24 protein-coding genes are annotated in these 24,369 nt (G+C 69.9%); 11 read left to right on the top strand and 13 right to left on the bottom strand.

The window, feature by feature from the left end:
- Positions 1 to 30: 30 nt before the first annotated feature.
- The 5 genes from ACIBG8_RS37300 to pepN all read right to left on the bottom strand — a co-directional run bounded on the left by ACIBG8_RS37300 (position 31) and on the right by pepN (position 4,991).
- A complete protein-coding gene (locus tag ACIBG8_RS37300) occupies positions 31 to 375 on the bottom strand; it encodes a DUF6406 domain-containing protein (RefSeq protein ID WP_397347900.1) in 345 nt (114 codons plus the stop codon).
- A complete protein-coding gene (locus tag ACIBG8_RS37295) occupies positions 372 to 602 on the bottom strand; it encodes a DUF6406 domain-containing protein (protein ID WP_397347899.1) in 231 nt (76 codons plus the stop codon). The genes ACIBG8_RS37300 and ACIBG8_RS37295 overlap by 4 nt, the downstream gene beginning before the upstream one ends.
- Positions 603 to 607: 5 nt before the next feature.
- Positions 608 to 2,032, bottom strand: a complete 1,425-nt coding sequence (locus ACIBG8_RS37290) for a C2 family cysteine protease (RefSeq protein ID WP_397347898.1) — start codon at positions 2,030 to 2,032, stop codon at positions 608 to 610.
- Positions 2,029 to 2,301 (bottom strand): hypothetical protein, encoded by a 273-nt coding sequence (locus tag ACIBG8_RS37285; protein WP_397347897.1) that lies wholly within the window; start codon positions 2,299 to 2,301, stop codon positions 2,029 to 2,031. Before ACIBG8_RS37285 ends, ACIBG8_RS37290 begins: the two co-directional genes overlap by 4 nt.
- 143 nt (positions 2,302 to 2,444) lie before the next feature.
- Positions 2,445 to 4,991 (bottom strand): aminopeptidase N, encoded by a 2,547-nt coding sequence (gene pepN / locus ACIBG8_RS37280; RefSeq protein ID WP_397347896.1) that lies wholly within the window; start codon positions 4,989 to 4,991, stop codon positions 2,445 to 2,447.
- 57 nt (positions 4,992 to 5,048) lie between these two features.
- Between pepN and ACIBG8_RS37275 the strand changes: the two genes are divergently transcribed.
- The 3 genes from ACIBG8_RS37275 (at position 5,049) to ACIBG8_RS37265 (ending at position 8,032) form a co-directional block, all read left to right on the top strand.
- Positions 5,049 to 5,669 carry a DsbA family protein gene (locus ACIBG8_RS37275; protein WP_397347895.1) on the top strand — a complete coding sequence of 207 codons (621 nt, stop codon included), beginning with the start codon at positions 5,049 to 5,051 and terminating at the stop codon, positions 5,667 to 5,669.
- A 221-nt stretch (positions 5,670 to 5,890) separates the two neighbouring features.
- Positions 5,891 to 7,294: an aldehyde dehydrogenase family protein gene (locus tag ACIBG8_RS37270; RefSeq protein ID WP_397347894.1), complete on the top strand. Its 1,404-nt coding sequence runs from the start codon at positions 5,891 to 5,893 to the stop codon at positions 7,292 to 7,294.
- Positions 7,295 to 8,032: a PIG-L deacetylase family protein gene (locus ACIBG8_RS37265; RefSeq protein WP_397347893.1), complete on the top strand. Its 738-nt coding sequence runs from the start codon at positions 7,295 to 7,297 to the stop codon at positions 8,030 to 8,032.
- Between the two features lies 1 nt (position 8,033).
- Here ACIBG8_RS37265 and ACIBG8_RS37260 read toward each other — a convergent pair whose 3' ends face one another.
- Positions 8,034 to 8,762, bottom strand: a complete 729-nt coding sequence (locus ACIBG8_RS37260) for an SDR family oxidoreductase (protein ID WP_397347892.1) — start codon at positions 8,760 to 8,762, stop codon at positions 8,034 to 8,036.
- Positions 8,763 to 8,814: 52 nt separating this feature from the next.
- Positions 8,815 to 9,303: a peptide deformylase gene (gene def / locus ACIBG8_RS37255; protein ID WP_397347891.1), complete on the bottom strand. Its 489-nt coding sequence runs from the start codon at positions 9,301 to 9,303 to the stop codon at positions 8,815 to 8,817.
- Between the two features lie 86 nt (positions 9,304 to 9,389).
- Between def and ACIBG8_RS37250 the strand changes: the two genes are divergently transcribed.
- The gene (locus tag ACIBG8_RS37250) at positions 9,390 to 9,857 is read left to right on the top strand and encodes a ribose-5-phosphate isomerase (protein ID WP_397347890.1); all 468 of its coding nucleotides are present in this window, start codon (positions 9,390 to 9,392) and stop codon (positions 9,855 to 9,857) included.
- Between the two features lie 249 nt (positions 9,858 to 10,106).
- Here ACIBG8_RS37250 and ACIBG8_RS37245 read toward each other — a convergent pair whose 3' ends face one another.
- Together ACIBG8_RS37245 and ACIBG8_RS37240 are read right to left on the bottom strand one after the other, a co-directional pair.
- Positions 10,107 to 10,253, bottom strand: a complete 147-nt coding sequence (locus ACIBG8_RS37245; protein WP_397347889.1) for a hypothetical protein — start codon at positions 10,251 to 10,253, stop codon at positions 10,107 to 10,109.
- 24 nt (positions 10,254 to 10,277) lie between these two features.
- A complete protein-coding gene (locus ACIBG8_RS37240; RefSeq protein WP_397347888.1) occupies positions 10,278 to 11,507 on the bottom strand; it encodes a GNAT family N-acetyltransferase in 1,230 nt (409 codons plus the stop codon).
- Positions 11,508 to 11,625: 118 nt separating this feature from the next.
- On the opposite strand from ACIBG8_RS37240, the gene ACIBG8_RS37235 reads away from it, so the two are divergent.
- The 4 genes from ACIBG8_RS37235 to ACIBG8_RS37220 all read left to right on the top strand — a co-directional run bounded on the left by ACIBG8_RS37235 (position 11,626) and on the right by ACIBG8_RS37220 (position 17,654).
- Entirely contained in the window at positions 11,626 to 12,741 is a 1,116-nt protein-coding gene (locus ACIBG8_RS37235) for a PP2C family protein-serine/threonine phosphatase (RefSeq protein WP_397347887.1), read from the top strand.
- A 105-nt stretch (positions 12,742 to 12,846) separates the two neighbouring features.
- Entirely contained in the window at positions 12,847 to 14,328 is a 1,482-nt protein-coding gene (locus ACIBG8_RS37230; protein WP_397347886.1) for a lanthionine synthetase LanC family protein, read from the top strand.
- 87 nt (positions 14,329 to 14,415) lie between these two features.
- Positions 14,416 to 16,017 (top strand): ATP-binding cassette domain-containing protein, encoded by a 1,602-nt coding sequence (locus ACIBG8_RS37225; protein WP_397347885.1) that lies wholly within the window; start codon positions 14,416 to 14,418, stop codon positions 16,015 to 16,017.
- Positions 16,014 to 17,654 (top strand): ATP-binding cassette domain-containing protein, encoded by a 1,641-nt coding sequence (locus ACIBG8_RS37220; RefSeq protein WP_397347884.1) that lies wholly within the window; start codon positions 16,014 to 16,016, stop codon positions 17,652 to 17,654. The genes ACIBG8_RS37225 and ACIBG8_RS37220 overlap by 4 nt, the downstream gene beginning before the upstream one ends.
- Here ACIBG8_RS37220 and ACIBG8_RS37215 read toward each other — a convergent pair.
- Positions 17,640 to 18,245, bottom strand: a complete 606-nt coding sequence (locus ACIBG8_RS37215; protein ID WP_397347883.1) for a LuxR C-terminal-related transcriptional regulator — start codon at positions 18,243 to 18,245, stop codon at positions 17,640 to 17,642. The genes ACIBG8_RS37220 and ACIBG8_RS37215 overlap by 15 nt on opposite strands.
- Before the next feature lie 155 nt (positions 18,246 to 18,400).
- On the opposite strand from ACIBG8_RS37215, the gene ACIBG8_RS37210 reads away from it, so the two are divergent.
- Positions 18,401 to 19,708 carry a M50 family metallopeptidase gene (locus ACIBG8_RS37210; protein WP_397347882.1) on the top strand — a complete coding sequence of 436 codons (1,308 nt, stop codon included), beginning with the start codon at positions 18,401 to 18,403 and terminating at the stop codon, positions 19,706 to 19,708.
- 100 nt (positions 19,709 to 19,808) lie between these two features.
- On the opposite strand, the gene ACIBG8_RS37205 is transcribed toward ACIBG8_RS37210, so the two are convergent.
- On the bottom strand, positions 19,809 to 20,315 hold the full coding sequence (locus ACIBG8_RS37205) for a DinB family protein (protein ID WP_397347881.1): 507 nt from the start codon (positions 20,313 to 20,315) through the stop codon (positions 19,809 to 19,811).
- 11 nt (positions 20,316 to 20,326) lie between these two features.
- On the opposite strand from ACIBG8_RS37205, the gene ACIBG8_RS37200 reads away from it, so the two are divergent.
- Together ACIBG8_RS37200 and ACIBG8_RS37195 are read left to right on the top strand one after the other, a co-directional pair.
- The gene (locus ACIBG8_RS37200; protein ID WP_397347880.1) at positions 20,327 to 20,677 is read left to right on the top strand and encodes an MmcQ/YjbR family DNA-binding protein; all 351 of its coding nucleotides are present in this window, start codon (positions 20,327 to 20,329) and stop codon (positions 20,675 to 20,677) included.
- 89 nt (positions 20,678 to 20,766) lie between these two features.
- Positions 20,767 to 21,951: a cytochrome P450 gene (locus ACIBG8_RS37195; RefSeq protein WP_397347879.1), complete on the top strand. Its 1,185-nt coding sequence runs from the start codon at positions 20,767 to 20,769 to the stop codon at positions 21,949 to 21,951.
- A 60-nt stretch (positions 21,952 to 22,011) separates the two neighbouring features.
- On the opposite strand, the gene ACIBG8_RS37190 is transcribed toward ACIBG8_RS37195, so the two are convergent.
- Together ACIBG8_RS37190 and ACIBG8_RS37185 are read right to left on the bottom strand one after the other, a co-directional pair.
- Positions 22,012 to 22,830 carry an SAM-dependent methyltransferase gene (locus ACIBG8_RS37190; RefSeq protein WP_397347878.1) on the bottom strand — a complete coding sequence of 273 codons (819 nt, stop codon included), beginning with the start codon at positions 22,828 to 22,830 and terminating at the stop codon, positions 22,012 to 22,014.
- 160 nt (positions 22,831 to 22,990) lie between these two features.
- Entirely contained in the window at positions 22,991 to 24,232 is a 1,242-nt protein-coding gene (locus ACIBG8_RS37185; RefSeq protein ID WP_397347877.1) for a Scr1 family TA system antitoxin-like transcriptional regulator, read from the bottom strand.
- Positions 24,233 to 24,369: the final 137 nt, after the last annotated feature.

The following is a 24,369-nucleotide window of genomic DNA, read 5'->3' as shown; positions in this document are numbered from 1 at the left end:
AATCGCGACGCTGCGTCACATGGCGAACACTTATTTAGATGTCAGGACCACGTACCCGTCCTCCGCCGGGTTGATCTCGCTCACCCGGTAGGTGACGCCGTCCACGTCGAGCGTCTCGTCCAGGCCCAGCGTGTGGGTGGTGGTCTTGCCCTGGTCGAGGAAGCCGATGACGACCTTCACCGGGTTCTCCTCGAAGCTCATGATGGCCAGCGAGCGTTTCCTGGTGGCGTTGTCGAGCCAGTGCGGCTGGCCCCGGTCGAGGCTGATGTGCTTGGCGTCCGCAGGCGCGGCCACCGTGCTCTTCACCGGTCCCGAGCTGCCGCACGCCGCCGTGAGGGCCAGGGCGAGCGCCAGCGCGGCGGCCAGGCGCCTCATCGGACCTCCTCCAGCGTCACGGAGTCGCCGTCGGCGACCTCCGTCACCCGCCACGTCACGCCGTCCGCCTCGAAGCTGTCGCCGACGGCCACCGTGTGGGCGGTGTTGCCGTCGCGCGACAGCTGGGCCACGACGGCCTTGCCGCCGTCCTCGAAGCTCATGACCGCCAGCCCGCGCTCGCGGGTGGCGTTGTCCAGCCAGTGGGGCATTCCCCTGCGCAGTCTCATGCTCATCACTTCTTGGAGTAGGAGGTCTGGCCGTCGAAGAGGTCCTCGAACTCGTCCTTGGTCACCACGAGGCGGTCGGTGCCGTCGCCCCACGGGTTCCGCAGCACCACCTTGTCGCCCTCGAACCGCTCCACGAAGAAGACGTGGTTGGTGACGAACGCCTTCTTGAGGTGGTCGGGGATCTTGACCTTGTCCGGGGTGGTTACGGTCACGACCTTCCCGGAGTTGAAGTCGTCCTTCAGGTCGTCGAAGTCCGGGTCGTCGGAGTCCGCGTCGGCTCCGGTGAGGAACCTGGCGCCCTTGGCCGGGTCGTCGCCGACGATCGCGGCGTAGCTGCCCTGTTTGCCGTCGCCGTCGTCGTTGTAGAACTGGGCGAACGCCTTCTCGTAGTAGGCGGGCCACAGCTCGCCGTTGCCGTTGGCGCCGCGCGGGTTGCCGTTCTGGTCGAGCGGCAGGTCCGGGGTGACGGTGACCCAGTGCTCGTTGCCCTTCTTGTCGAACAGGCGCACCGAGATCGTGCCGTTGGGGTTCTGCTTGATGCCCGACTGCAGGAAGCCCGGGTCCTTCTGGGCCATGGCGCCCAGGTTGGCGATGAACCAGCAGTCGCCGACCGCGCCCTGCGAGACGTCGGAGACGCTCACCCCGTCCTTGAACAGCGGCAGGTTCGGCACGCCCCAGGTGATGTCGCCCGGCGGCACGCCGCGGTGCTGGTCGTCCTCGGCCACGTCGAAGGGCGGCTGGGCGCCGGGGAAGGCGTCGGTGAACTTCTTGAGCTGGTCGGGGCTGACCCGCGACATCAGCAGGTTGATGTGGTCGGCCCACTCCTCGTCAGGCAGGCCGTTGTGGTCGAACGGGGTCCAGCCGGAGTCGTCCTGGCACTTGATGGCCTCGCCGTACCTCTTGAGGTCGTCGGCGGGGACCTTGCGCATGAAGGCGTCCAGCTCGGCCTGGGTGAGGCCGTTCAGCAGGCCCTTGATCTTGCGCAGGTCGTCGCGGTTGCCGTTCATGCCCGCGTCGAGGTCCTTGAGCTCGGCGAGCTTCTTGAGCGCCTCCTCGACCTTCTTGGGGTCGGGCGGCCGCTCGTCGGAGAAGATCACCTTGTCGTTGACCGGGTAGCCGGCCAGCTCCAGCGGGATGATCTTCTCCAGGTGGTCGGACCTGCGCTTGATCGAGTCGCCGAGGCCGCCGAGCTCGTCGTTGAGCCTGCCGGGAAGGCCCGTGGTGCCGAAGAACGGCATGTCGGGCATCAGGGCCTGGACGAGGGCGGGGCTCTGGGTGGCGGGCTTCTGCAACGCCTTGCCCGCGGTGTCCAGGAGATCGCCGAGCGCCCTGTGCAGGGTCTGGGACGCGGTGCCCGTGGCCTTGAGGTCGTTGGTGAACTGGCGCAGGCGCGGGATGTCGAAGCCGCGGTAGGTGGGATCGGGGCTCATTCGTACTTGCCTCGTTCCTTGCGCAGGCCGTCGGCCTCCGATTCGAGCCGGTCGGCCTCCTTGGACCAGCGGTCCCTGTCGGCCTGCAGGTCGCCGGCCATGCGGCCGAGGTCCTTGTGCGCCGTGAAGAGCTGCCTGGTCGACTGCGACGCGAAGGGCCCGGTCCACAGGTCCTTGGAGGTCGCGGTCTTCACGGCCGGGTCCATGAGGGCGGCCAGGTTCTGCGACAGCTTCGTCGCGGCGACGCAGCACTCACGCAGAGTGCGCACACGCTCACGAACCGACTGCTCTTGCGACTTGAGTTCACCCGCTTTGCGGCGAGCTTCGATTTCGTCCGGATCTGCCACAGTCGGGCAGCATAACGGAGCAAGATGGCGCTTACGGATCATTTGACCCGTAAGCGCCATCTGTGTTAGGAGGCGTCCTTAGCCCGGTTGCGCAGCGCCCGGCTGACGCCGTCGGCGCCCTCCAGGATCATCCTGCGCAGCGCCTGCGGCACCTCGCCGTCCTTCAGGAACTCCGTCGTGGCGTCGACCGTGGCCTGCTCGATGACGAGCGCCGGGTAGCAGCCCACCGCGAAGCTCTGCGCCATGTCGAACGTCCACTCCTTGTAGACGCGACCCACCTCGGCCAGGAACTTGTCCCGGTACGGCACGAGCAGCTCGGGGTGGTTCGGGTCCTGGAACCCGCCGATCGTGGCGCGGAAGACGGCGTTGGCCAGCTGCCCGCCGGTGATCGCCGCCCAGGCCGCCGCCTTGCCCTCGGCCGTCGGGACGGCCGCCTTGCACAGCGCAGCCATCCGCTCGCCCGACGCCGTGGCGTCGCGCCGAAGCTCGGCGTCGACGTCGTCGGCGCCCAGCCTGCCGCCCGAGACCAGCGCCTGGATGAGCGTCCAGCGCAGGTCGGCGTCCACGGCCAGCCCCTCGGGTACGGCGGTGCCGTCCAGGATGCCCGCCAGGACGTCGAGGTCCGCCGCAGAGGTGGCCACCGGCGCGAACGCGTTGAGGTAGGCTAGCTGGTGGTCGGAACCGGCTTCCGCCGTACCGAGCAGGTCGCGCAGCGACGAGGCCAGCAGGGCCGTGCCCTCGGGCCGCCACGCCGGGTCGGCGAACTGCTGCACCGCCATGCGCGCCTGGCGCAGCACGGTCTGCAGGACCGTGAGGTCCTTGACCGTGCCGATGCCCGACACCACGAGCCTGACGTAGTCGCGCGTCGACATCTCGCCGTCGCGCGTCATGTCCCAGGCCGCCGACCAGCACAGGGCGCGCGGCAGCGACCCCTCGAAGGTGGAGATGCCGCCGCCGACCAGCCACTTCAGCGACTGCTCGTCGAGGCGGACCTTGGCGTAGGTGAGGTCGTCGTCGTTGAGCAGCACCAGGTCGGGCTGCTCGGCGCCGACCAGCTCGGGCACCGACGTACGCGGGCCGACCACGTCGAGCTCGACCCGCTTGACCCGCACGCCGTCCTTGTAGAGGCCGATCGCGATGCGGTGCGAGCGCAGGGTCGGGTAGTCGGCGGGGGCCTCCTGCAGGACCGCGAAGTCAGTAAATTTGCCGTCTTCTACGGAAATTTCTGGACGAAGCGTGTTGACCCAGGAGGTCTCCAGCCACTCCTTCGACCAGGTCGACAGGTCGCGGCCGCTGGTCCGCTCCAGGGCGCCGAGCAGGTCCTTCAGCTCGGTGTTGCCCCAGGCGTGCTCGCCGAAGTAGTCGCGCACCCCGGCCAGGAAGTTGTCCAGGCCGACGTAGGCCACCAGCTGCTTCAGGACGCTGGCGCCCTTGGCGTAGGTGATGCCGTCGAAGTTGACCTCGACCGCCTGCATGTCGACGATGTCGGCGGCGATCGGGTGCGTGCTGGGCAGCTGGTCCTGGCGGTAGGCCCACGACTTCTCGACGTTGGCGAACGTCGTCCACGCGCCCTGGCCCCAGCGGGTCGCCTCGGCCTGGCACAGCACCGACATGTAGGTGGCGAACGACTCGTTCAGCCACAGGTCGTCCCACCAGCGCATGGTGACCAGGTCACCGAACCACATGTGCGCCATCTCGTGCAGGATCGTCTCGGCGCGCCGCTCGACCACCGCGTCGGTGACGCGGGACCTGAAGACGTAGTCCTCCAGGAACGTCACGCACCCGGCGTTCTCCATCGCGCCCGCGTTGAACTCGGGCACGAAGAGCTGGTCGTACTTCCCGAACGGGTAGCGGACCCCGAACACCCGGTGGAAGAAGTCGAAGCCCTGCCTGGTGACCTCGAAGATGTTGTCGGAGTCGAGGAACTCGCCCAGCGAGGCGCGGCAGTAGATCCCGAGCGGGATGCCGTCGTGCTCGGAGGTCACCTTGAAGTACGGCCCGGCCACCAGCGCGGTGATGTACGTCGAGATCACCGCGGTCGCCGGGAACTCCCAGCGCTTGGCCGCCTGCAGCACGCCGTGGCGGCCCTGGTGCTCCTCCAGGTCCTGGACATTGCTGGGCGCCGCGTTGGAGACGACCTCCCAGTCGGCCGGCGCCAGCACCGTGAGCTGGAAGGTGGCCTTGAGGTCGGGCTGGTCGAAACAGGCGTACATGCGGTGCGCGTCCGCGGTCTCGAACTGGCTGTGCAGGTAGACCTTCTGGTCCACCGGGTCGACGAACCGGTGCAGGCCCTCACCCGTGCGCATGTAGGTGAGATCGGCGTCGATCAGCAGCTCGTTGGACTCCGCGAGACCGTCGAGGGGGAACCGCCCCTGCTCGGCGTCGTACGTCGCGAGGTCGAGGTCGGTGCCGTTGAGAGTGACCTGGCGAAGGTGCGCGCCGTGCAGGTCGATGAAGGTGGAGGCGCCCGGCTGCGCGCTGGTGAAGCGGACGGTCGTCACGCTCTCGAAGCGCTCCGCGCCCTCCGTCAGGTCGAGCGCCACCTCGTAGGAGGAGACCTTCAACAGCCGGGCCCGCTCGCGCGCTTCATCCCGGGTCAGGTTGCCAGCCAACTTCCGCTCCTGTCGTTCTTGGAATAGGCCTGCTACATCATCAGGTTATGGCCTCACATGACGAGTAAGACTCCTGTGGACCTCTGGTTCGATCCTTTCTGCCCTTATGCATGGATGACGTCACGATGGCTGCTCGAAGTCGAGAAGGTTCGTGACATCGAGCCCCGGTGGCACATCATGAGCCTCAACGTCCTCAACGAGGGCAAGGAGGTCTCCGAGGCGTACCGCGAGCAGATCACCCGCGCGATCGAGCCGGTCAGGGTGGTCGCCGCCGCCCAGGCGAAGTACGGCGACGACGTGGTCGGGCCGCTCTACACCGAGCTCGGCACCCGGCTGCACAACGGCCGCATGATCAAGCGGCTCGGCAGGCTGCGCGAGACCGTGATCGAGGCGCTGGAGGCTGCCGGGCTCGACCCGGCGCTGGCCGACGCCATGGAGTCGGAGGAGTACGACGACGCGGTGCGCGAGTCGCACCACGAGGGCATCTCGCTCGTCGGGCAGGAGGTCGGCACCCCGGTCATCCGCGTCGGGGCGAACGCCTTCTTCGGCCCGGTCATCACCTCCATCCCTCGGGGCGAGGACGCGGGCAGGCTCTGGGACGGCGTCGTCCTGGTCACCTCCGTCGACACCTTCTTCGAGCTCAAGCGCTCGCGCACCAAGGATCCTGACTTCTCCTGAGTGGGGCGTGATCCGGGGTGTCAGCGACCGACAACCCTGCCGTTCTCCTCAGAATTCTCACAGTATTTCGGGATCTCGAACATCTTCCACTTACCGGGGCGCTTCGCCGTACCCTGCTGGAAGAAGGAGACCGGTGAGCGACGTGCGGGCCGTGGAACAGGCCCTTCGTGTCATGCGCCGCGCCCTCGCAATGTGACGGCCGGCGCGCAAGGATGGGGGCTATGCGGCAACTCTATATTGGCGGGGCGTGGGTCTCCTCGGCTTCAGGCGAGGCCATCGAGGTCGTCAACCCGGCCACGGAAGAGGTGATCGACAGGGTGCCCGCAGGCGCCCCCGACGATGTCGAGGTGGCCGTCCGCGCGGCGCGCGCCGCATTCCCCTCCTGGTCGCGTACGGCTCCGGCCGAACGCGCCAAGCTCCTCGCCGCCGCAGCGGCCCTGATCCAGGAGCGGTCCGCCGACATCGCGCGGGTGATCGCGACCGACATGGGGTCACCGTACGGCTTCGCGCTCAAGGTCCAGACGCTGATGCCCGCAGGTGTGCTGTCCTCCTACGCGCAGCTCGCCGACGCGCTGCCGGTCGAGCGGCGCATCGGCAACTCGCTCGTGGTCAAGGAGCCCGTCGGGGTGGTCGCCGCGATCACGCCGTGGAACTACCCGCTGCACCAGGTCATCTGCAAGGTCGCACCGGCGCTGGCCGCCGGGTGCACGGTGGTGCTCAAGCCGAGCGAGGTCGCGCCCTTGGCTGCCTACGCGCTGGCGGAGATCTTCCACGAGGTGGGGCTGCCCGCCGGGGTGTTCAACCTGGTGAGCGGGCGGGGGCCGGTGGTCGGCGAGGCGCTGGCCACGCACCCTTCCGTGGACATGGTGTCCTTCACCGGGTCGACGGCGGCCGGGAAGCGGGTGGCGTCGCTGGCGGCCGAGACGGTGAAGCGGGTGGCGCTGGAGCTGGGCGGCAAGTCCGCAAATATCATCCTTCCCGATGCCGACCTGGCCACGGCGGTCAAGGTCGGCGTGGCCAACGCGTTCGTCAACTGCGGGCAGACGTGCTCGGCGTGGAGCCGCATGCTGGTCCACCGCGACCAGTACGACACCGCGGTCCGCATGGCGGTCGACGCGTCCAGCTCCTACGTGCCCAGCGACCCGTTCGCCGAGGGGGCCCGGCTGGGGCCGCTCGTGTCGGCCGTGCAGCTGGAGCGGGTGGTGCACTACATCAACAGGGGGCAGGAAGAGGGTGCCCGCCTGGTGACGGGCGGCACGGAACGGCCGCTGGACCGCGGCTACTACGTGGAACCGACCGTGTTCGCCGGAGTGGAGTCCGGGATGACGATCGAGCAGGAGGAGATCTTCGGCCCGGTGCTCTCCATCATCCCTTTCACGACCGAGGACCAGGCGATCGCCATAGCCGAAGGCACCCGCTACGGCCTCGCCGGGGCGGTGTGGGCGGCGACGGAGGACCGCGCTCTGGGGGTCGCCCGCCAGCTGCGCACCGGCCAGGTGGCCATCAACGGCGGCGCCTTCAACCCCTTGGCGCCCTTCGGCGGATACAAGCAGTCGGGCATCGGCAGGGAGCTCGGCGAGTCCGGCCTCGAGGAATACCTCGAAACCAAGTCCCTCCAGCTCTAGATGGCAACCGTCGTGGCGTTCCACGCACACCCGGACGACGAAGTGCTCCTGACCGGGGGCACCCTGGCCAAGGCCGCGGCGGAAGGCCACCGGGTGGTGATCGTGGTAGCCACGGACGGGACCATGGGCCCGGCCACCGACGTCCGGATGAACGAACTCCACGCCAGCGCCAGAGCCCTGGGCGCCCACCGCGTGGTCCACCTCGGGTATGCCGACAGCGGCCACGGCGCGATCCTGTACCCCGACCCGCCCGACCGCCCCAGATTCGTCCGAGCCGACCTCGGCGAGGCAGCGGAACGCCTGGCCGCGATCCTGCGCGAGGAGAACGCCACGCTGCTGCTCAGCTACGACAGCAACGGCGGGTACGGTCACCGGGACCACATCAAGGTCCACGAGGTGGGCGAACGAGCGGCAGAGCTGACCGGCGTCCGCGTCCTGGAGGCCACCACCCCTCTGACGGCCCTGACCCGCCTGGCCACCCTGGCCAAGTTCCTCCGCATCCCGCTGCGCTACGACCTGGACGCGCTGCGCGCAGCCAACCCGCCGGACAGCGTGATCACCCACCGGGTGGACATCCGCCGCTACGCGCGGCAGAAGCAGGCAGCCCTGGCAGCCCACCACTCGACCGTGATGGGCACAGGCCGCATAGCCCCCGCCATGCGCCTGCTGGTGAGACTCCCCGTCCCGCTCTTCGCCCTGCTGCTCGGCCGCGAATGGTTCGCCACTCCCAAGAAGTGACTCACACCATCATTCCGCCCGTGGCCAGCAGGTTCTGGCCGGTGATCCATCGGCTGTCGGGGCCCGCGAGGAAGGCCACCACGCCGGAGATGTCGTCCGGCCGCCCCAGGCGCTGCAGCGCCGTGAACATCGGCACCTGCGCCAGCGTCTCCTCGGTGTTGGACGACCGGAGCATGTCGGTGTCCACCGCGCCGGGCGACACGCTGTTGACGGTGATGCCGCGCCCGCCGAGCTCCCGCGCCGCCACCTTCGCGAACTGCTCCACCGCCGCCTTGCTCGCCGCATACAGCGCCACACCGGCTGCGGGCAGAGCGGTGTTCAACGTCGAGATGTTGATGATGGAACCGCCGTCGCGCATCGTCCGCGCCGCCCACTGCATCGCCAGGAACACCGCCCTGACGTTGACCGCCATCACCCTGTCGTACTGCTCGCTCGTGACGTCCACCAGCGGCACGGTCTCGCCGACCGCCGCGTTGTTCACGAGGACGTCCAGGCCGGGCAGGTGCTTCCCTGCCTCGCCGAACAGGCGCTCCAGGTCGTCGGTGTCCTCCTGGTCGGCCCGTACGGCCAGCGCCCCGGTCCGCGCCGAGACCTCACCGGCCGCTTCGTCGTTGTGGCGGTAACTGAACACCACCTCGGCGCCGTCGGCGCGCAACCGCTCCACGATCGCCCGGCCGATCCCGCGCGACCCACCCGTCACCAGCGCGCCCTTACCCGCGAGTACACCCATAGATCCAAACTACGCCCCGGCCCTCGGACGGAGATCGCGTGAGGAGCGACCGTCAGGGGGTCTGGAGGAGGATCTTGCGGGCCTCGGGCTTGGGGAGGCGGTCCACGTACAGGGTGCCGTCCAGGTGGTCGGTCTCGTGCTGGAAGCAGCGCGCCAGCAGGCCTCTCGCCTTGAGCTTCACCGGGCGTCCCAACCGGTCGAACCCGGTCACCGACGCGCCCGCCGCGCGCGGGGTCGGGGCGTACAGGGGCTTGCCCGTCGCCTTGCCCGGCACCGAAAGGCAGCCCTCCTCGTCGAGGACCTCCTCGACGTCGTCGATCGTCAGCACGGGGTTGATCACGTGCCCCTTGCGCCCGCTGCAGTCGTAAACGAACAGCCGTCGCGACACGCCGATCTGCGGTCCCGCGAGCCCGACCCCCTGCGCCGCGTACATGGCGTCGAACATCTCGTCGATCAACCGGCGCAGCTCGCGGTCGAAGTCGGCGACCGGCTCGGCGGGCGTGCGCAGGACCGGGTCGCCGATCACGCGGATCTCACGCATGGGGTCTCTCCTGTAAGGGCTGTGCCGGGATTTCGCCCATTACTCTATCCCGATCGCCACACAACGCGATGTGAAAGACTGTGCGCGTGCGCGTCTACATCGGTGCCGACCATGCCGGCTATGAGCTCAAGAACCACCTCGTCTCCTGGCTCAAGGAGCACAACCACGAGGTGACGGACTGCGGTCCCTTCGTCTACGACGCGGAGGACGACTATCCGGCGTTCATCCTGCGCACGGCCGAGGGCGTCGCGGGGGACCCGGGGAGCCTGGGGATCGTCATCGGCGGGTCGGGCAACGGCGAGCAGATCGCGGCGAACAAGGTGCGTGGGATCCGGGCGGCGCTGGCGTGGAGCGACGACACGGCGAAGCTGGCTCGGGAGCACAACAACGCCAACGTGATCAGCGTGGGGGCGCGGATGCATCCGGTGGAGGATGCGACGCGGTTCGTGGAGATCTTCCTGGGGACGGCGTTCTCGGGCGCCGAGCGCCACGCTCGGCGCATCGCGCAGCTCGCGTCCTACGAGACCATCGGCCAGCTCCCGCCGCTTCCCTAGCCTCTTTTTAGGGGGGTACGGCGGAGCCAGGGCGGCCTTGACCCTCGCCGACGTCACGACCGGCTGCCTGCTCGACGCCACTCGGGCGCACGGGCAGGCCACCACGACGACCCACGTCAGCCCCCTGGAACACCCACCCCGAAAGCAGAGCACCCTGAGTGAGGGGGCTTGGGGGCGGGCGTCGCCCGAGGCGCTCCCCAAGAGGTGAGCGCCCTCATGAGAAGAGCGCTCCCCGAAAAGAGGGATCCGTCAGGGGCGGCGTTTGGGGTCGCGTTTGGGGGTTTCGTCGCGCAGCGGGCGGCGGTCCGCCGCCTCCTGCTGTTCCTGCGAAGGCCGCGACACGTCACGTGCCCGCATCGCGGTGATCGCTGTGATCTGCAAGCTCTGCAACGCCATACCCAAGACCCTAACCCCGACCCCTCAGAAGGTCAGGCCCGCCCAGGGCTTGGGATCCCACGACATCGCTGCCCCCAGCGACCGCACAGCCCCCGGCGTGTGCTCCGTCAGCAGCCCGGCTCCCTGCAACCCGCCAAGTGACCCGCCACCCAGATATACCGCCCCGAGCGCGGAAACGGGCAGGGTGACCGAGGGCTCCTCGTCGGTCGCCTTGCACGAGGCGCCCGACGCGTCGGCGGTGAGCCGCCACCGACCGGCGTTCCACGGGCAGACGTCGTCCAGCACCTCGATCACGATGTCCACCGGCACCGCATAGGAGCGAGACTCAAGAGCCTTGCCGACCTCGACCAGCCGCACCCACAGCTCGTCCGCCCACCGCGCCTTGAGCTGCCGCGGCTCGGCCAGCAGGTGGATGATCGGGTCGTCCACCGGCCTGCCCCACGTCCGCACCGTGGAGACCAGGTCCCGCTCGAGAACGGAACGCCAGAGCAGCGCATACGCGGCCGGGTCCGCCGTGTACAGCTCGTGCAGCCAGAGCACGCCGTCCGGGATCCCGTTCTCGTTCCACGACGGCTTGATCCGGAACAGCGCGTACCCCCTGACCCCGGAGGAGTCCTCGGCCAGGATCGAGCGCAGGTTGCCGTTGCCCTGCTGGTCGAACTCCTCGTCCGCGAGCACGCCGTCCCACATGTGGCTGGACCTGGTGTAGCGCCCCGGCCGCTCGGCGAGCACCGAGGCGAACAGCGCCTCCAGCTCGCCCCGCACGTCGGCGGGTTTGGCGACGCGCAGCCTGAGCGCGGGGTCGACCGGCGCGTTCTTGACGAACGCGGAGTTCGCCTTGGCGATGGTGAAGCTGAGGTCGTCCGAGGCCCTGCCGTACCCGAACCTGCCGTAGATCCCCGCCTCGCTGGCGTACAGCGCGGCGACCGCCTCCCCACGGTCGCGCACGTCGGCGAGCTGGCGGCGCATCAGCGACGACAGGATGCCGCGCCGCCGGTGCGAGGGCAGCACGCTGACCGCGGTGACACCGGCGACGGGAATGGGACCGCCGGGGACGGTCATGGCGAAGCTGTGGATGCCGGTGACGCCCGCGATGGTGTCGCCGTCGAAGGCGGCGAGGGTGCGGTCGAACTCCGTGCCGGCCTTGTAACGCTCCTGCTGCTGCGGGTTGGGGGTCCAGTTGAACCCCTCGGCGAGCACGTCGCCGAACGCCTGCCATTCGTCCTCGGAGATGGGACGGATCGGGTAGCTCATCAGACCAAGGTACGAGGGCGCAAACCGGGACGGCTACCTAATATCCCTGCTTAATGATCTAGGGCTTGGTCAAGTGGGCTGCCCAAACATGGGTCAGACCGATACAGTCAGGCGCATCATGAGTTCCCGTCCGGCGCCGCTGATCCCGCCACGGCTCCGCGCAATCCTCGTCCGGGTGCCGTTTCTGGTGCCCGTCGTACGGTTCCTGCGCCGTGGACCGTTCGCCCGTGACCGGAACCTCCTGATCACCCTCTCCATCGTCAGCCTCGTCGTCGGCGGGCTGGCCGCCAGGGTCTCCACCGAGTGGTTCTCACCCTCGCTGCTCATCCTGGTCACCCTGGTCGGCGGCCTGCAGCTGCGGCTGCGCAGCCTGGCCAAGCTCCTGGTGTCCGTGGTGGTCGCGCTCGGCTACATCGCGTTCGTGCTCGGCCCAGCCAAGATCGGCCTCGGCCTCCTGGTGACGATCTGCTTCACCACCGTGCTCGCCGTCCTCATGGCGCGCACCCGCGGCAAGCTGGGCGTCCAGGGGCTGCGCGGCGACGCCATGCTGCTGGAGCTGCGCGACCGGCTGAAGAGCCAGAGCGAGCTGCCGCCGCTGCCCAAGGACTGGGGCGCCAAGGTGGTGCTCAAGCAGGCGGGCGGCTCGTCGTTCGGCGGCGACTTCCTGGTGTCGATGCGCCAGGGCGACATGGTGGAGATCGCGCTGGTCGACGTCTCGGGCAAGGGCGTCGACGCGGGCACGAGGGCTTTGCTGCTGTCCGGCACGTTCGGCGGGCTGCTCGGCTCGGTGGAGGACTTCCTGCCCGCCTGCAACACCTACCTGCACCGCCAGCGCGGCGACGAGGGTTTCGTCACGGCCGTGCACGTCCGGCTCAACCTGGCGACGGGCGAGTACACGATCACCTCCGCGGGCCATCCGCCGGTGGTGAAGCTCGACGCGGGCACGGGCAACTGGCAGATCGCCTCGGCCAAGGGCGTGGTGCTCGGGGTCGTCCCCGACCTGCACTGCGAGCCGGACAGCGGGGTGCTGCGCAAGGGCGACGCGCTGCTGCTCTACACCGACGGGCTGATCGAGCAGCCGGGGCGCGACATCGACGCGGGCCTCGACCGGCTGCTGGGCGAGGCGGAGCGGCTGTTGCCGAAGGGCTTCAGGGACGGCGCCCGCGCGCTCGTCAACGCCATGGCCTCGGGCCACAACGACGACTGCGCCCTCGTCCTCATCTGGCGCCCCTGACCCCTGACGAACAACACGGGTTTTACGTGTTCATGGTCACTGGCTGTAGTCGGGACTGCCTGAGATTGTGAAGGTAAAGCCAGTGCGGGAAAGGGGTGAAATATCGTGGACAAGCGGTATCAGCCCCCTGACGAGGACGGCACCCCGCTGGACCGCCTCATCGCCGAGTGCAACCCCCTGGTCGGCCCGTCCGGAGCCGACCCCGCCGCCTACACCGCGTGGGCAGCGGGCGTCTGCGCCCAGGTGGAGTCCGCGATCCAGGCGCTGCACGCCCGCGGCCTGACCCTCGGCGGCGTGGAGCCCGGCGACGTCCTGGTCCGCCCCGACGGCCGCGTCACGCTCGCCCGACTCGGCCTGGCCGCACCTGGCCCCGTCGAGGTGGACACGCACGCGCTGGCCAGGCTGCGGCTCGCCCTGTTCCTGCCGCTGACCGAGCTCGTGCGCCTCGACCTCGACAAGGCCACCGAGCTGGCCGACGTGATCGGCGGCTACTTCCCGGTCCCCAGAACCTTCCTCGACGATGCCGTGCGCGCCGTCAACGGCGGAAGCAGGGCCAAACACCTGCCCGCCTGGCACTGCGCGACCCTGCCCGACCCCGAGCGGTGGGAACGGCTGCGCCGGTCGATGGGCAACGCCATCCTCGACCACGACGACGAGCTGTTCGGCACGGGCGGCATCACCCTGGCGTACGGCGCTGCCGGAGTGCTCTACGCCCTCGACGCGACCGGCGTGGGCCGCTTCCCCGACCACGAACGCCGGCTGATCGAACGAGCGACGCGCCCCGGGGAGGGCGCAGGACTCGGCTTCTACGACGGACTGCACGGCATCGCCCACACGCTGGCCCACCTGGGTCACCGGAGGGAGGCGCTGGAACTCGTCGAGATCGTCTCGCGGGAGCGATGGGAGACGCTCGGCCTCGACCTGCACGGGGGTCTGGCCGGCATCGGGCTCAACCTGCTCCATCTGTCCGAGACGACCGGCGAGCACGACCTGCGCGAACGCGCGCTCAAGGTGGCCGACCTGGTCGCCAGGCGGCTGGGCGAGAGCGGGGTCGGCGGGGCCGGGCTGATGACCGGCTCGTCCGGTCCTGCGCTGCTGTTCCTGCGGCTGTTCCAGCGCACCGGCGACCGGGCGCTGCTCGACCTGGCGAAGGAGGCGCTCCGGCAGGACCTGCGCCGCTATGACCAGCGGAGCCGGGACCTGCGCGGCGTCGGCCTGGCCTGGGTGCTCGACATCTACCTGGCGCACCGGCACGACGAGGAGCTCGCCAACGCCTTCAAGGCGCTCGACCAGACCGCCCGCTCGCCGTTCTACCGCCGGTCCGGGCTGTTAACCGGGCGGGCGGGCGCCCTGGCCTACCTGGCCAGGGGGCGCGGCGAGGACCCGGCGGCTGAGGCGCAGCTGAGGGCGCTCGGCTGGCACGCTGTGCGCCACGATGCGCACATCGCCTTCCCCGGCGAGCAGCTGACGCGCCTGTCCATGGATCTCGCCACAGGCACCGCAGGGGTGCTGCTGGCCGTAGGGGCGGCGCTGCACGACGAGGTCGTCGCGCTGCCGTTCCTGTCACCACGAGAAATGGAGGTGTAGGGCGCCTGACGCCCTGATCAGAGCCCGGGTCCCGGGAGAGCGGCGCGGTTCGCCCGGGGCCCGGCCCAACCAGAGGGGGGAGCGGTGGTGCTCGCCCTCGCGGCGCTGGCCAAGGCCGCTGCCGAGCTGATCCTTCCGCTTCTGCTCGGCGCGGCCCTGGACAGCGCCATCGCCAAGGACGCGGACCCGCGCTGGTTCGCCGGATGTGCGCTGCTCGTTGTCATGGCCATCGTGGGGGAGGTCGTCACAGAAGGCAGCGCCGGGGTCAGCCGGGCCGACGCCGCAGCTCGCCTGCGGCGCCGGCTGACCCGCCAACTCCTCGGTGCCGGACCGGCGGCGCTTCAACGCTCCGGCACCGAGGTCCTCACCCGCGACGCGGACGAGCTCGCCCGAGCCGGGCCCGCGACGGTCAGAGAGGCGGCCACGCTGGCGACCGCGCTGGGCGGCGTCGCGTTCCTGTTCACGATGGACCGGCGGCTCGGGCTCACCTTCGCGGTCGGCGCCCTCCTGACCCTCGTCATCCTGGGCCAGGGCAGGCAGGAGATCGCCCACGACCCGGTCACCCCGCTGCTCGAAGAGGCCGTGGCCGGGCTGCCGACGATCGTCGCGGCGGGCACGCAGGAGCAGGAGGCGGCGCGGATCCTGCGCGTCCTGCCGGAACACTCCTCCTTCGCGGGGCGCGAGGCGGCCGCCGCCCTGCTCGGCCCGCTCCCGGTCCTCGCCGTCCTGGCCGTCGCCGGCGTGCTGCTGTCGGCGCACGAGCTGACCACGGGCGGCCTGGTCGCCGCAGGACGCTACGCCTTCCTCGGCGGCGGGCTCGGCGCCGCCGTCACCCTGCTCACCACGCTGGCCGCAGCCCGCCGGGCCAGGGCCAGGATCGCGCCCCTCCTGAACACCCCACCCCTCATGTACGGCACGCGGGACCTGCCCAGCGTCTCGGTGATCGCCCCGGGCAGGCTGGAGTTCCACGCCGTGACCTGCGAGACGCTGCGCGCGCTGACGCTGACCGTGCCCAGCGGCCTCAGCGTCGCCGTCGTCGGCGAGGGCGCGCAGACGCTGGGCGCGCTGTCGGTCAGGCTGGCCGAGCCGCTGGCCGGGCGCGTCACCCTCGACGGGGTGGAGCTGCGCGCGCTGTCGCGCACCGCGTTGCGCCAGGCGGTCGGCTACGCGTTCGCCCAGCCGGTACTGCTGGGCCGTACCGTGCACGACATGATCGCGTTCGGTCCCGGGCCGGTCGACCGGCGCAGCGTGTCCGCCGCGGCCAGGGCGGCGCGGGCGGACACGTTCATCCGCAGCCTGCCCGAGGGGTACGAGACGCCCGCCGCGCTCGCCCCGCTGTCCAGCGGGCAGGCGCAGCGGCTCGGGCTGGCGCGGGCCTTCGCGCACCCGGGCAGGCTGCTGGTGTTCGACGACGCGACGGCCAGCCTCGACACGGTCACCGAGATGCAGGTGAGCAGGGCGATCACCGAGGAGCTGGCCGGGCGGACCAGGCTCATCGTCGCCTCCAGGGCGGCCACAGCGGCCAGGGCCGACCTCGTGGCGTGGATCGACGGCGGGCGGGTGCGGGCGCTGGGACAGCACGCCTCGCTCTGGCGCGACCCCGACTACCGCGCGGTCTTCGGCGTCTCGTCCAGGCCGCCGCCGCACCGCTTCTCCGTGCGCAAGCCGTACAGGAGAGGTGGGCCGTGAGGCGGCTGGTGTGGGCGACGGTCAGGCGGGACAGGCGGCGGTTCCTCCGGCTGGGCGCGTGGTCGCTGGTGCGGGCCGCTCCGGTGTTCGCCTCAGGGCACGCGGTCGCGCGGGCGCTGGACGCCGGGTTCCTGGCCGGGCGTCCGGACGTCGGGCTGGAGTGGCTGGGGGTGCTCGCCGCCGCGCTGGCGGTGGGGGCGTGGGGCGCGGCCAGGACGGCGACGCTGACCTGGGCGATCGTCGAGCCGATCCGCGACGCCCTCGTCCGCAGGGTGGTGCGGAGCGCGCTCAGCGGGTCGGGCTCCGCCGGGCTCATGCGTCAGGTGGAGGAGGCGCGGGCGGCGTTCGGGCGGGTGCTGATGGTCGGCGGCGACTTCGCCGGGGTCGCGCTGGTCGCGGTCGCCGGGCTGGCCACGCTGATGCCGCTGGCCGTGCCTCTGCTCGTGGCGCCGCTGGCCGTGGCGCTGGTGCTCCTGGCCCGGGTGTTGCTGGCGCTCGCGCCGCTGCGGCGCCGCGTGGCTGCGGCCGACCAGCGGGTGGCGGGCGAGGCCGCGGCGCTCGTCGCGGGGGTCAGGGACGCCGTCGCCTCAGGCGCCGAGCAGAACCTGGCGGACGCCGCCGACACGGTGCTCGGCGAGCGGGCGGGCGCGGCGCGGGCGGAGGCGCGGACCGCCGCGGCGTCCGCCTGGTGCGTGGCCGCGGGCGGGTGGCTGCCCGTGCTGCTGATCCTGGCGTTCACCCCCTGGCTGCTGGGCGGCGGCGCGAGCGCGGGCGAGGTGATCGGCGCGATCGTGTTCGTCCTGTACGGCGTGCATCCGGCTCTGGCGGCGCTGGCGCACGGGCTCTGCGCGGACGGCGTCACGCTGGTGGTGACCGTACACGGGCTGCTGGCCAGGACGGCGGCCAGGCAGGCGCGCGACGGGTGGGGGCCGCGCCAGGTCTGGCAACACGGCAACGACGTGGTCGCCGAGCGGCTGACGTTCGCCTACGGCAGGCGAGCGGAACCCGTGGTCAGGGACCTGTCGTTGCGGCTGCGCGACGGCGACCACCTGGCCGTGGTCGGCCCGAGCGGGGTCGGGAAGACGACGCTCGCGCACCTGCTGGCAGGGGTGCTGCGCCCGGACAGCGGCCAGGTCACGCTCGCCGGGGCGCCGCTGACCGGCTTCGACCCGGCGCTGCTCGCCCGCAGGCGGGTGCTGCTGCCGCAGGAGCCGTACGTCTTCACCGGCACCCTCGCCGACAACCTGCGCTACTTCAACCCGCACGCCACCGACGACCAGCTCGCCACTGCGGCGGCCGTCATGGGCCTGGCCACCCCGCTCGACGAGCGGCTGGTACGGCTCCCGCCGGCCGAGCGTCAGCTCATCGCGCTGGCCAGGGCCTACGTGTCGCACGCGCGTTTCGTCATCCTCGACGAGGCGACCTGCCACCTGCACCCGGACGTGGAGGCGCGGGTGGAGGAGGCGTTCGCCGCCCGGCCAGGCACGCTGCTGGTGGTCGCGCACCGGTTCGGCTCGGCGCTGCGTGCGCGCAGGACGCTGGTGCTCGACGGGGTGAAGGCCGTGCTCGGCACCCACGAGCACCTGCTGGAACACTCACCGCTCTACCGGGACCTCGTCGAGTCACAACCACCCTGAGTCGCTGGCGATGCGGACCGCGTCGATCCTGTTGCGCGCGCCCGTCTTGCACATGATCCGCGACAGGTGGTTGCGTACGGTCCCCACCGACAGGTAGAGCGCGTCGGCGATCTCGGTGGAGCGCGCCCCGCCCGCCGCGATGCGCAACACGTCGAGCTCGCGCCTGGTCAGCGGGTTGGCCGCCGACTGCAGCGCGGCGATCGCCAGGTCCGTGTCCACGGCGCGGCGGCCGGACGCGACCATGCGCAGCCCTTCGGCCAGGCGGTCGGGGTCGACGTCGAGGCTCATGAAGCCCAGCGCGTGCACGGCGAAGGCGCGCCGTACCTGACCGGGGTTGGGCTGGGCGGACAGGATGAGCGCACGGCACAGCGGCACCTTCTCGTGCAGCCGCGCGGCGGCCGACAGGCCGTCGACACCGGGCAGATCCAGGTCGATGACGGCCGCGTCAGGCTCGTGCGCCAGCGCCGCGGGCACGATCTCGGCTCCGCTGCCCACATCGGCCACGACCTGCAGGTCCGCCTCCGCGTCGAGCGATGCCACCAGCCCGCGCCGGACCAGCGGCAGGTGCTCGGCAACCAGGATCCGGATCAAGGCGCTCCCTTCTTCCTATCTCAGGGTGATCGTGCGACTGCGCACTGTCAACGCAGTCTCTCGATTCCGCAAAGGGTGCGCAAGCCGTTCAGCTGTGGAGAGTTCGACTAGTCTGGGGTTGTCGGGACCTTCTGTCTGCCCTGGAGCACTCCTTCATGACCTACCTGCTCTACGCCCTGGGGATCGTCGTCTTCTTCGTGGGGCTCATGGCGTCGATCGGCCTGCACGAGATCGGTCACCTCGTGCCCGCCAAGATCTTCGGTGTCCGGGTGCCGCAGTACATGGTGGGCTTCGGGCCGACCATGTGGTCCAAGCGCAAGGGTGACACCGAGTACGGCATCAAGTGGATCCCGCTCGGTGGCTACATCCGCATGATCGGCATGCTGCCACCCAGGCCGGGGGACGACCCGACGAAGCTGCGCAGCTCCTCGACCGGCCCGTTCCAGTCGCTGATCGAGAGCGCGCGGGACGCGGCCCAGGAGGAGGTGCGGCCCGGCGACGAGGACCGCGTGTTCTACCGCAAGAAGTGGTGGCAGAAGGTCATCATCATGTCCGGCGGGCCGTTCATGAACTTCGTGCTCGCTTTCATCCTGTTCGGCGTGCTGCTCATGGGGTTCGGCCTGCCGACGCTGAAGCCGATCGTGTCGCCGCAGACCAACACGTGCGTGATCCCGGTGGCCGAGAAGCGCACCGAGTGCAAGGCGACCGACCAGCGGACCCCTGCGGCGCAGGCGGGGCTGAAGCCGGGCGACGAGATCGTCACCTTCGACGGCAAGAAGATCGAGGCGTGGACGGACGCTACGAAGCTGATCCGGTCGCACGGGGCTGGGGCGGCTTCGCTCGGGATCGTGCGGGACGGGAAGCCGATGACGCTGTCCGTGACGCTGATCGCGCAGGACCGGCCCAACATCGAGGACCCGAAGAAGATCGACAAGGGGGTCGGTTTTCTGGGGGTGATGCCTACCGAGGTCATGGAGCGTCAGGGCGTCGGCGGGGTGTTCGCCTACATGGGGCAGTTGACGGGGAACGTGGCGAAGTCGCTGGTCAACCTGCCGCAGAAGATGGTCGGGGTGTGGAACGCCGCCTTCTCGGGTGAGGAGCGGGACAAGCAGGGGCCCGTCGGGGTCGTCGGTGCCGGGCGGATGGGTGGCGAGATCCTTTCCGCGGACATCTCGGCTACCAACAAGATCGCGTTCTTCATCAACCTGCTGGCCGGGTTCAACCTGGCGATCGGGATGTTCAACCTGATCCCGTTGTTGCCGCTGGACGGGGGGCACATCGCTGGTGGGTTGTGGGAGGGGCTCAAGCGGGGGTACGCGCGGATCATGCGGCGGCCTGAGCCTGGGTACGTGGACATCGCGAAGGTGTTGCCACTGACGTACGCGCTGGCGTTCGTCATGATCATCATGGCTGGGCTGCTGGTGTACGCGGACCTGGTCAACCCCATCCGCCTCTCCGGCTGACCCTCTCTTCGGGGGTCACCCTCCCTTCGAAGGTCGGCCCGTCTCGCGGGGGTGTACCCCCTGGGGTTTCCCTCCCAAGGGGTTGTCATCGCTGGGGGTTCTACTCGCCCGTCTCGCCGTCGATGCGTTCGCGGAGGAGGTCGGCGTGGCCGTTGTGGCGGGCGTACTCCTCGATGAGGTGGATGAGGATCCACCGCAGCGAGACGCGACGGCCGTGCCGTTCCGCCTTGCTGAGGGTCTCCAGGGGGAGGTTGGCGTATGCCGCTCGTGAGTGGGCGGCCTCCGTCTCCCACAGCGTGAAGGCCTCCGCGCGGTCGGCCGTGTCGACCTCGTCGAAGTCGCCGTCCGGGCTGGCGTCGCTCCAGTGGTACGCAGGAGCGTCCTCATCCAGGAAATACCGCCGAGCCCACCCGCGCTCCACGTCCGCCATGTGCCGCACCAGCCCGAGCAACGACAGCGACGACGGCGGCACCGACCGCTCGCGCAACTGCGCGTCCGTGAGCCCGGAGCACTTGAGCGCCAGCGTCTGCCGATGCCATTCGAGGAAGGCTTCAAGGAGCTCACGCTCGGTGCCTGCGTAAGGGATCTCGATCCTGGTGTCTGTCATAGCGTGTGATTATGGACCCGCTGGATGAACTCCGTCGCATCTGCCTGGCGCTTCCCGAGACCACGGAACGGCTCAGCCACGGCGAGCCCACCTGGTTCGTCCGGGACAAGAAGACCTTCGTGATGTTCGCCGACCACCACCACGACGACCGGCTCGCCTTCTGGTGCGCCGCCCCGCCCGGAGTCCAGGCGGAACTCGTGGGAGAGGCCCCGGAGCGGTTCTTCCGCCCGCCGTACGTCGGGCACCGCGGCTGGCTGGGCGTCTACCTGGACGTCGAGGTGGACTGGCGGGAGATCGGGGAGATCGTCACGGACGCCTACCGCATGATCGCGCCGAAGACTCTGGCGGCCCAGCTCGACTGAGGTTCGTTGCCCATACCCCATGCAGGTATGGGCCGAATGCGGGCCGCTCGTGCGCGGATTCGTCGTCCTCGCCGCCCTGACCGGACCACTTGTCCCCACAATCGGGACGAAGTCAAGGCGAGGAGGCGAGTCCACTGGTCCACTACAACCCCTTCGACCCCGTCACGCAGCGGGATCCGTACCCGGCCTACGCGCGGTTGCGCGCGGAGTCACCGCTGTACCACCACGCTGAGCTGGACTTCTACGCTCTGTCCCGGCACGCGGACGTCTGCGCCGCCCTGCGTGACCACGAGCGGTTCTCCAGCTCGCACGGTGTGACCCTGGAGTTGTGGTCGCCCGACGCCGCCCGGCTGCAGGGCCTGCTGGCGATGGACCCGCCCGCCCACACCGACCTGCGCAAGGTGGTCAGCGGCGGCTTCACCCCGCGCCGGGTCGCCGAGCTGGAACCCATGATCCGCGCCCTGACCAGGCAACTTCTCGACGAACCGCTGGCCGCCGGGTCCTTCGACCTGGCCAGGTGGACGGCGCGGATCCCGGCCCGCGTGGTGGCCGAACTCATCGGGGTGCCCGCCCATGACCACGAACGCATGCAACGGCTGACCGAAACCCTGGTGAGCCCGGCGGGACAGGACGAGTTCTGGAGCGCCGCCGCCGACGCCGTCACCTACCTCGGCGCGCTTCTGGACGAGCGGCAGCGGTGCCCGCGCGACGACCTGGCGGGCGTGCTGGCGGGCGGCGCCGGGCTCACCGACGAGGAGCGGGTGGCGGTCCTCGGCGTGGTCACCACGGCGGGCAACGAGTCGAGCAGCAAGGTCATGACGAACGCGCTGGTCCACGCGTGGCTCAACCAGGAGCAGCGGGCCAAGGCCTGGTCAGGGGGCATTTCCGGGTGGGTGGAGGAGACGCTGCGCTACGACGGCGGAGGCCAGCTCGTCGCCCGCAGAGTTACTCGCGACACCGAGATGTACGGGCGGGTGGTGCCCGCTGGGGCGCGGATGTTGTTGCTGGTGGCGTGCGCGAACCGGGACGACCGCGTCTTCCCCGGTGGGGAGCGGTACGACATCGGCAGGGACACCGGCGCGGCGATCGCGTTCGGCGCCGGGCGGCACTTCTGCCTGGGAGCCTCGCTGGCCAGGCTGATGATCAGGGTGGTGCTGGAGGAGTTCGTGTCCGCCGTCGCGGACTACGAGGTGGATCTGGAGAGCGGGGTGTTCGCGCTCTCGCCCAACGTGCGCGGCTACCGTGAGCTGCAGGTGAGCGTCAAGCCGAGATGACCCTGGAGGGCGACGCGGTCGTTGCCCACTGCTGCCGCGCCGCCCGGGATATGAGGGGCATCAGGGCACACGCGCTAGCGCGCCGTACATGCCCGTGGCCTCTGGGGGCGGGCCGTACAGGTCGATGCCGTCAGGGCGCCAGGAGGGCACCCAGGTGATGCCGGGTTCCAGCAGTTCGAGCCCGTCGAAGATGGGCTCGAGCTCGGCTTTGGAGCGGATGCCTGGGATGGCGATGGTCTCGTCGATCATCTTTTGGACGCTGGGGATGCGGTCGGCGGGCAGGTGGTCGAAGGTGACCTGGTGAATGCCCAGGTAGGAGCCGGAAACCATCCTGTCCAGGAAGGTCCGGGCGGTGGTCAGGTGGTCGGTGCCGCCGAGCTGGTGGAGGGGGAGGACCAGGCCGATGGGCTCCGACCAGTCCAGGAACGTGCGCATGACGAAGTCGTCGAGGGCGAACTTGGGGTTGATCACATCGCCCTCGACGACGCGGATGCGATCATTGCCACGCTCCAAGTCGGCGCGTGCTTTGACGATGACCAGCACGTCGTGCTCCAGGTACACGACGCGGGCGCTGGGGACGATCTGGGCGGCGATGTCGTGCAGCTGCTGACCGGCGGGCAGGCCGGTGGGCACGCTGCTGGCTGCGACGATGAACTGGTCGACCCCGCCGTTCGCCATGGCGCGGACCAGACGCTGGAAGTACGGCGGAATCGTTTGCATGGATTTCTTCGAGTGTTCCCACACGGTACTGGCCAAATACATGGCTTCTCGGTCGGCTGCGAAGTGGTCCTGTCCCCCGACGGCCGCATTGACCATGCGGCCGGGCTGTGCTTTGGCTGGGTTTAACTTCACTAGATTACGGACGGCGCTCTCCGACATTAATGTCGCCTTTCACCCTCTTGCGTTGGTACGCGCCACTGTTGGTGCCTTTTGACACTTATGGGTCAATGGAGTCAACAGTGGATCAAGTGACAGGAGGGTTTGGCAATGAGCAGCCGTCAACTCATCCGGAAATGCGAATTACCTTATCGACTGGCGGTCAGTCGAGCGAATCGGCCAGATCGGTACGCAGTTTCTGCAGGTAGCCAACGGTGTAGTCCATGGTCGTCACTGCAAGTTGCTCGAACGTCACCTTGTAGGACTCGACACCGGGGAGATCGGCGATCAGCACGTCGGATTCCGCGGCGTGCAGGCAAGCCACCTCGGTCCTGAACGGCTCGGGAAAGCGCAGAATGGTAAACGGGCCAATCCGCGGCACGAACACGGCCGCGCCGACCGGCAGGACCTGCAAAGTCACGTTCGGCTGCTTGGCGTGCTGGATGAGCGCGTCCAGTTGGCGCAACTGGATTTCCCTGCTGCCGATCGGGCGCATCAGGGCGACCTCGTCGATCACCGCCCACAGCGTGGGCCCGTCGAGCCGGCCCAGCAACTCCTGCCTTGCCATCACGAGCTGCGTGGCGCCCTCGATGACCTCGTGCCCGCGCGGGACCAGCCCGGCGGTCGACACGGCCGCCCTGGCGTACTCCTCGGTCTGCAGCAGGGGCGGGACGTACTGGACGTTGTAGGAGCGCAGCTGTACGGCCTGCTGCTCGAGGTTCACCGAGGCGGTGAGCCACAGGGGCACCCGGGGGTCGTCGAACTGCCCAGGCTCGCGCTCGCCGCGCGCCAGGGTCATCACACAGTCGCGCTGGTAGTTGTCGTCGACGCCGTAGACGGTCAGCAGCCGCTCCACCACGGCAGGGGCGATCAGCGCGTCGCCCTGCTCGATCGGTCCGAGGGCGATCTCGTCCTGGAGGATCCGCTCGACCTGCTCGACGGTCTTGCCCGCGCCTTCGCGCAGGTCGCAGAGCCGTCCGGCCAGGACGGCGCGCTGGCGCTCGCTGAGCCGGGGGCCGGGTGGCGGCAGCGGCAGGACGGTCTGCTTCGGCGGCAGGCCCTCGGCGCGCCTGGCCAGCTCCACGATGCCGTGCACCTGCTCCAGCGAGGCGTCGGACAGGTCGGCCAGCGCCCGGCCGACGACGGCAGCCCGCTGCCTGAGGTCGGACAGGGAGCCGGACTCGATCTCGTCCTCGCCGACGAGCCAGCCGACCGACACCTGCAGCTGCCCGGCCAGGGCGTGCACGACGCCGAGGGTCGGGTTGGTCTGCTGGCCGCGCATCAGCTGGTAGACGTAGGCGCGGGTGATCGAGACCCCGGCGTCGTTGAGCGCCAGGACCAGCCCGGCCACGGAGTGCTCACGCCGCCGGATCGCGAGAGTCAGCCGCTCCGCGAGTGTGGCCACGCCCGTCACCTCCTTGAACCCATGATCCAACCAACCTTGGGCCTGCCTCACAACCCCCAGTGTCTCCGGAACTTGCCACAGATCGCGCCGAATCCGTGCACGGTGGGTTATTTCATGATCACAGCCAGCGATCTTCT

The organism is Nonomuraea sp. NPDC050556, assembly GCF_044457355.1.
Taxonomy (GTDB): Bacteria; Actinomycetota; Actinomycetes; order Streptosporangiales; family Streptosporangiaceae; genus Nonomuraea.
This window is presented reverse-complemented; position numbering and strand designations above follow the sequence as displayed.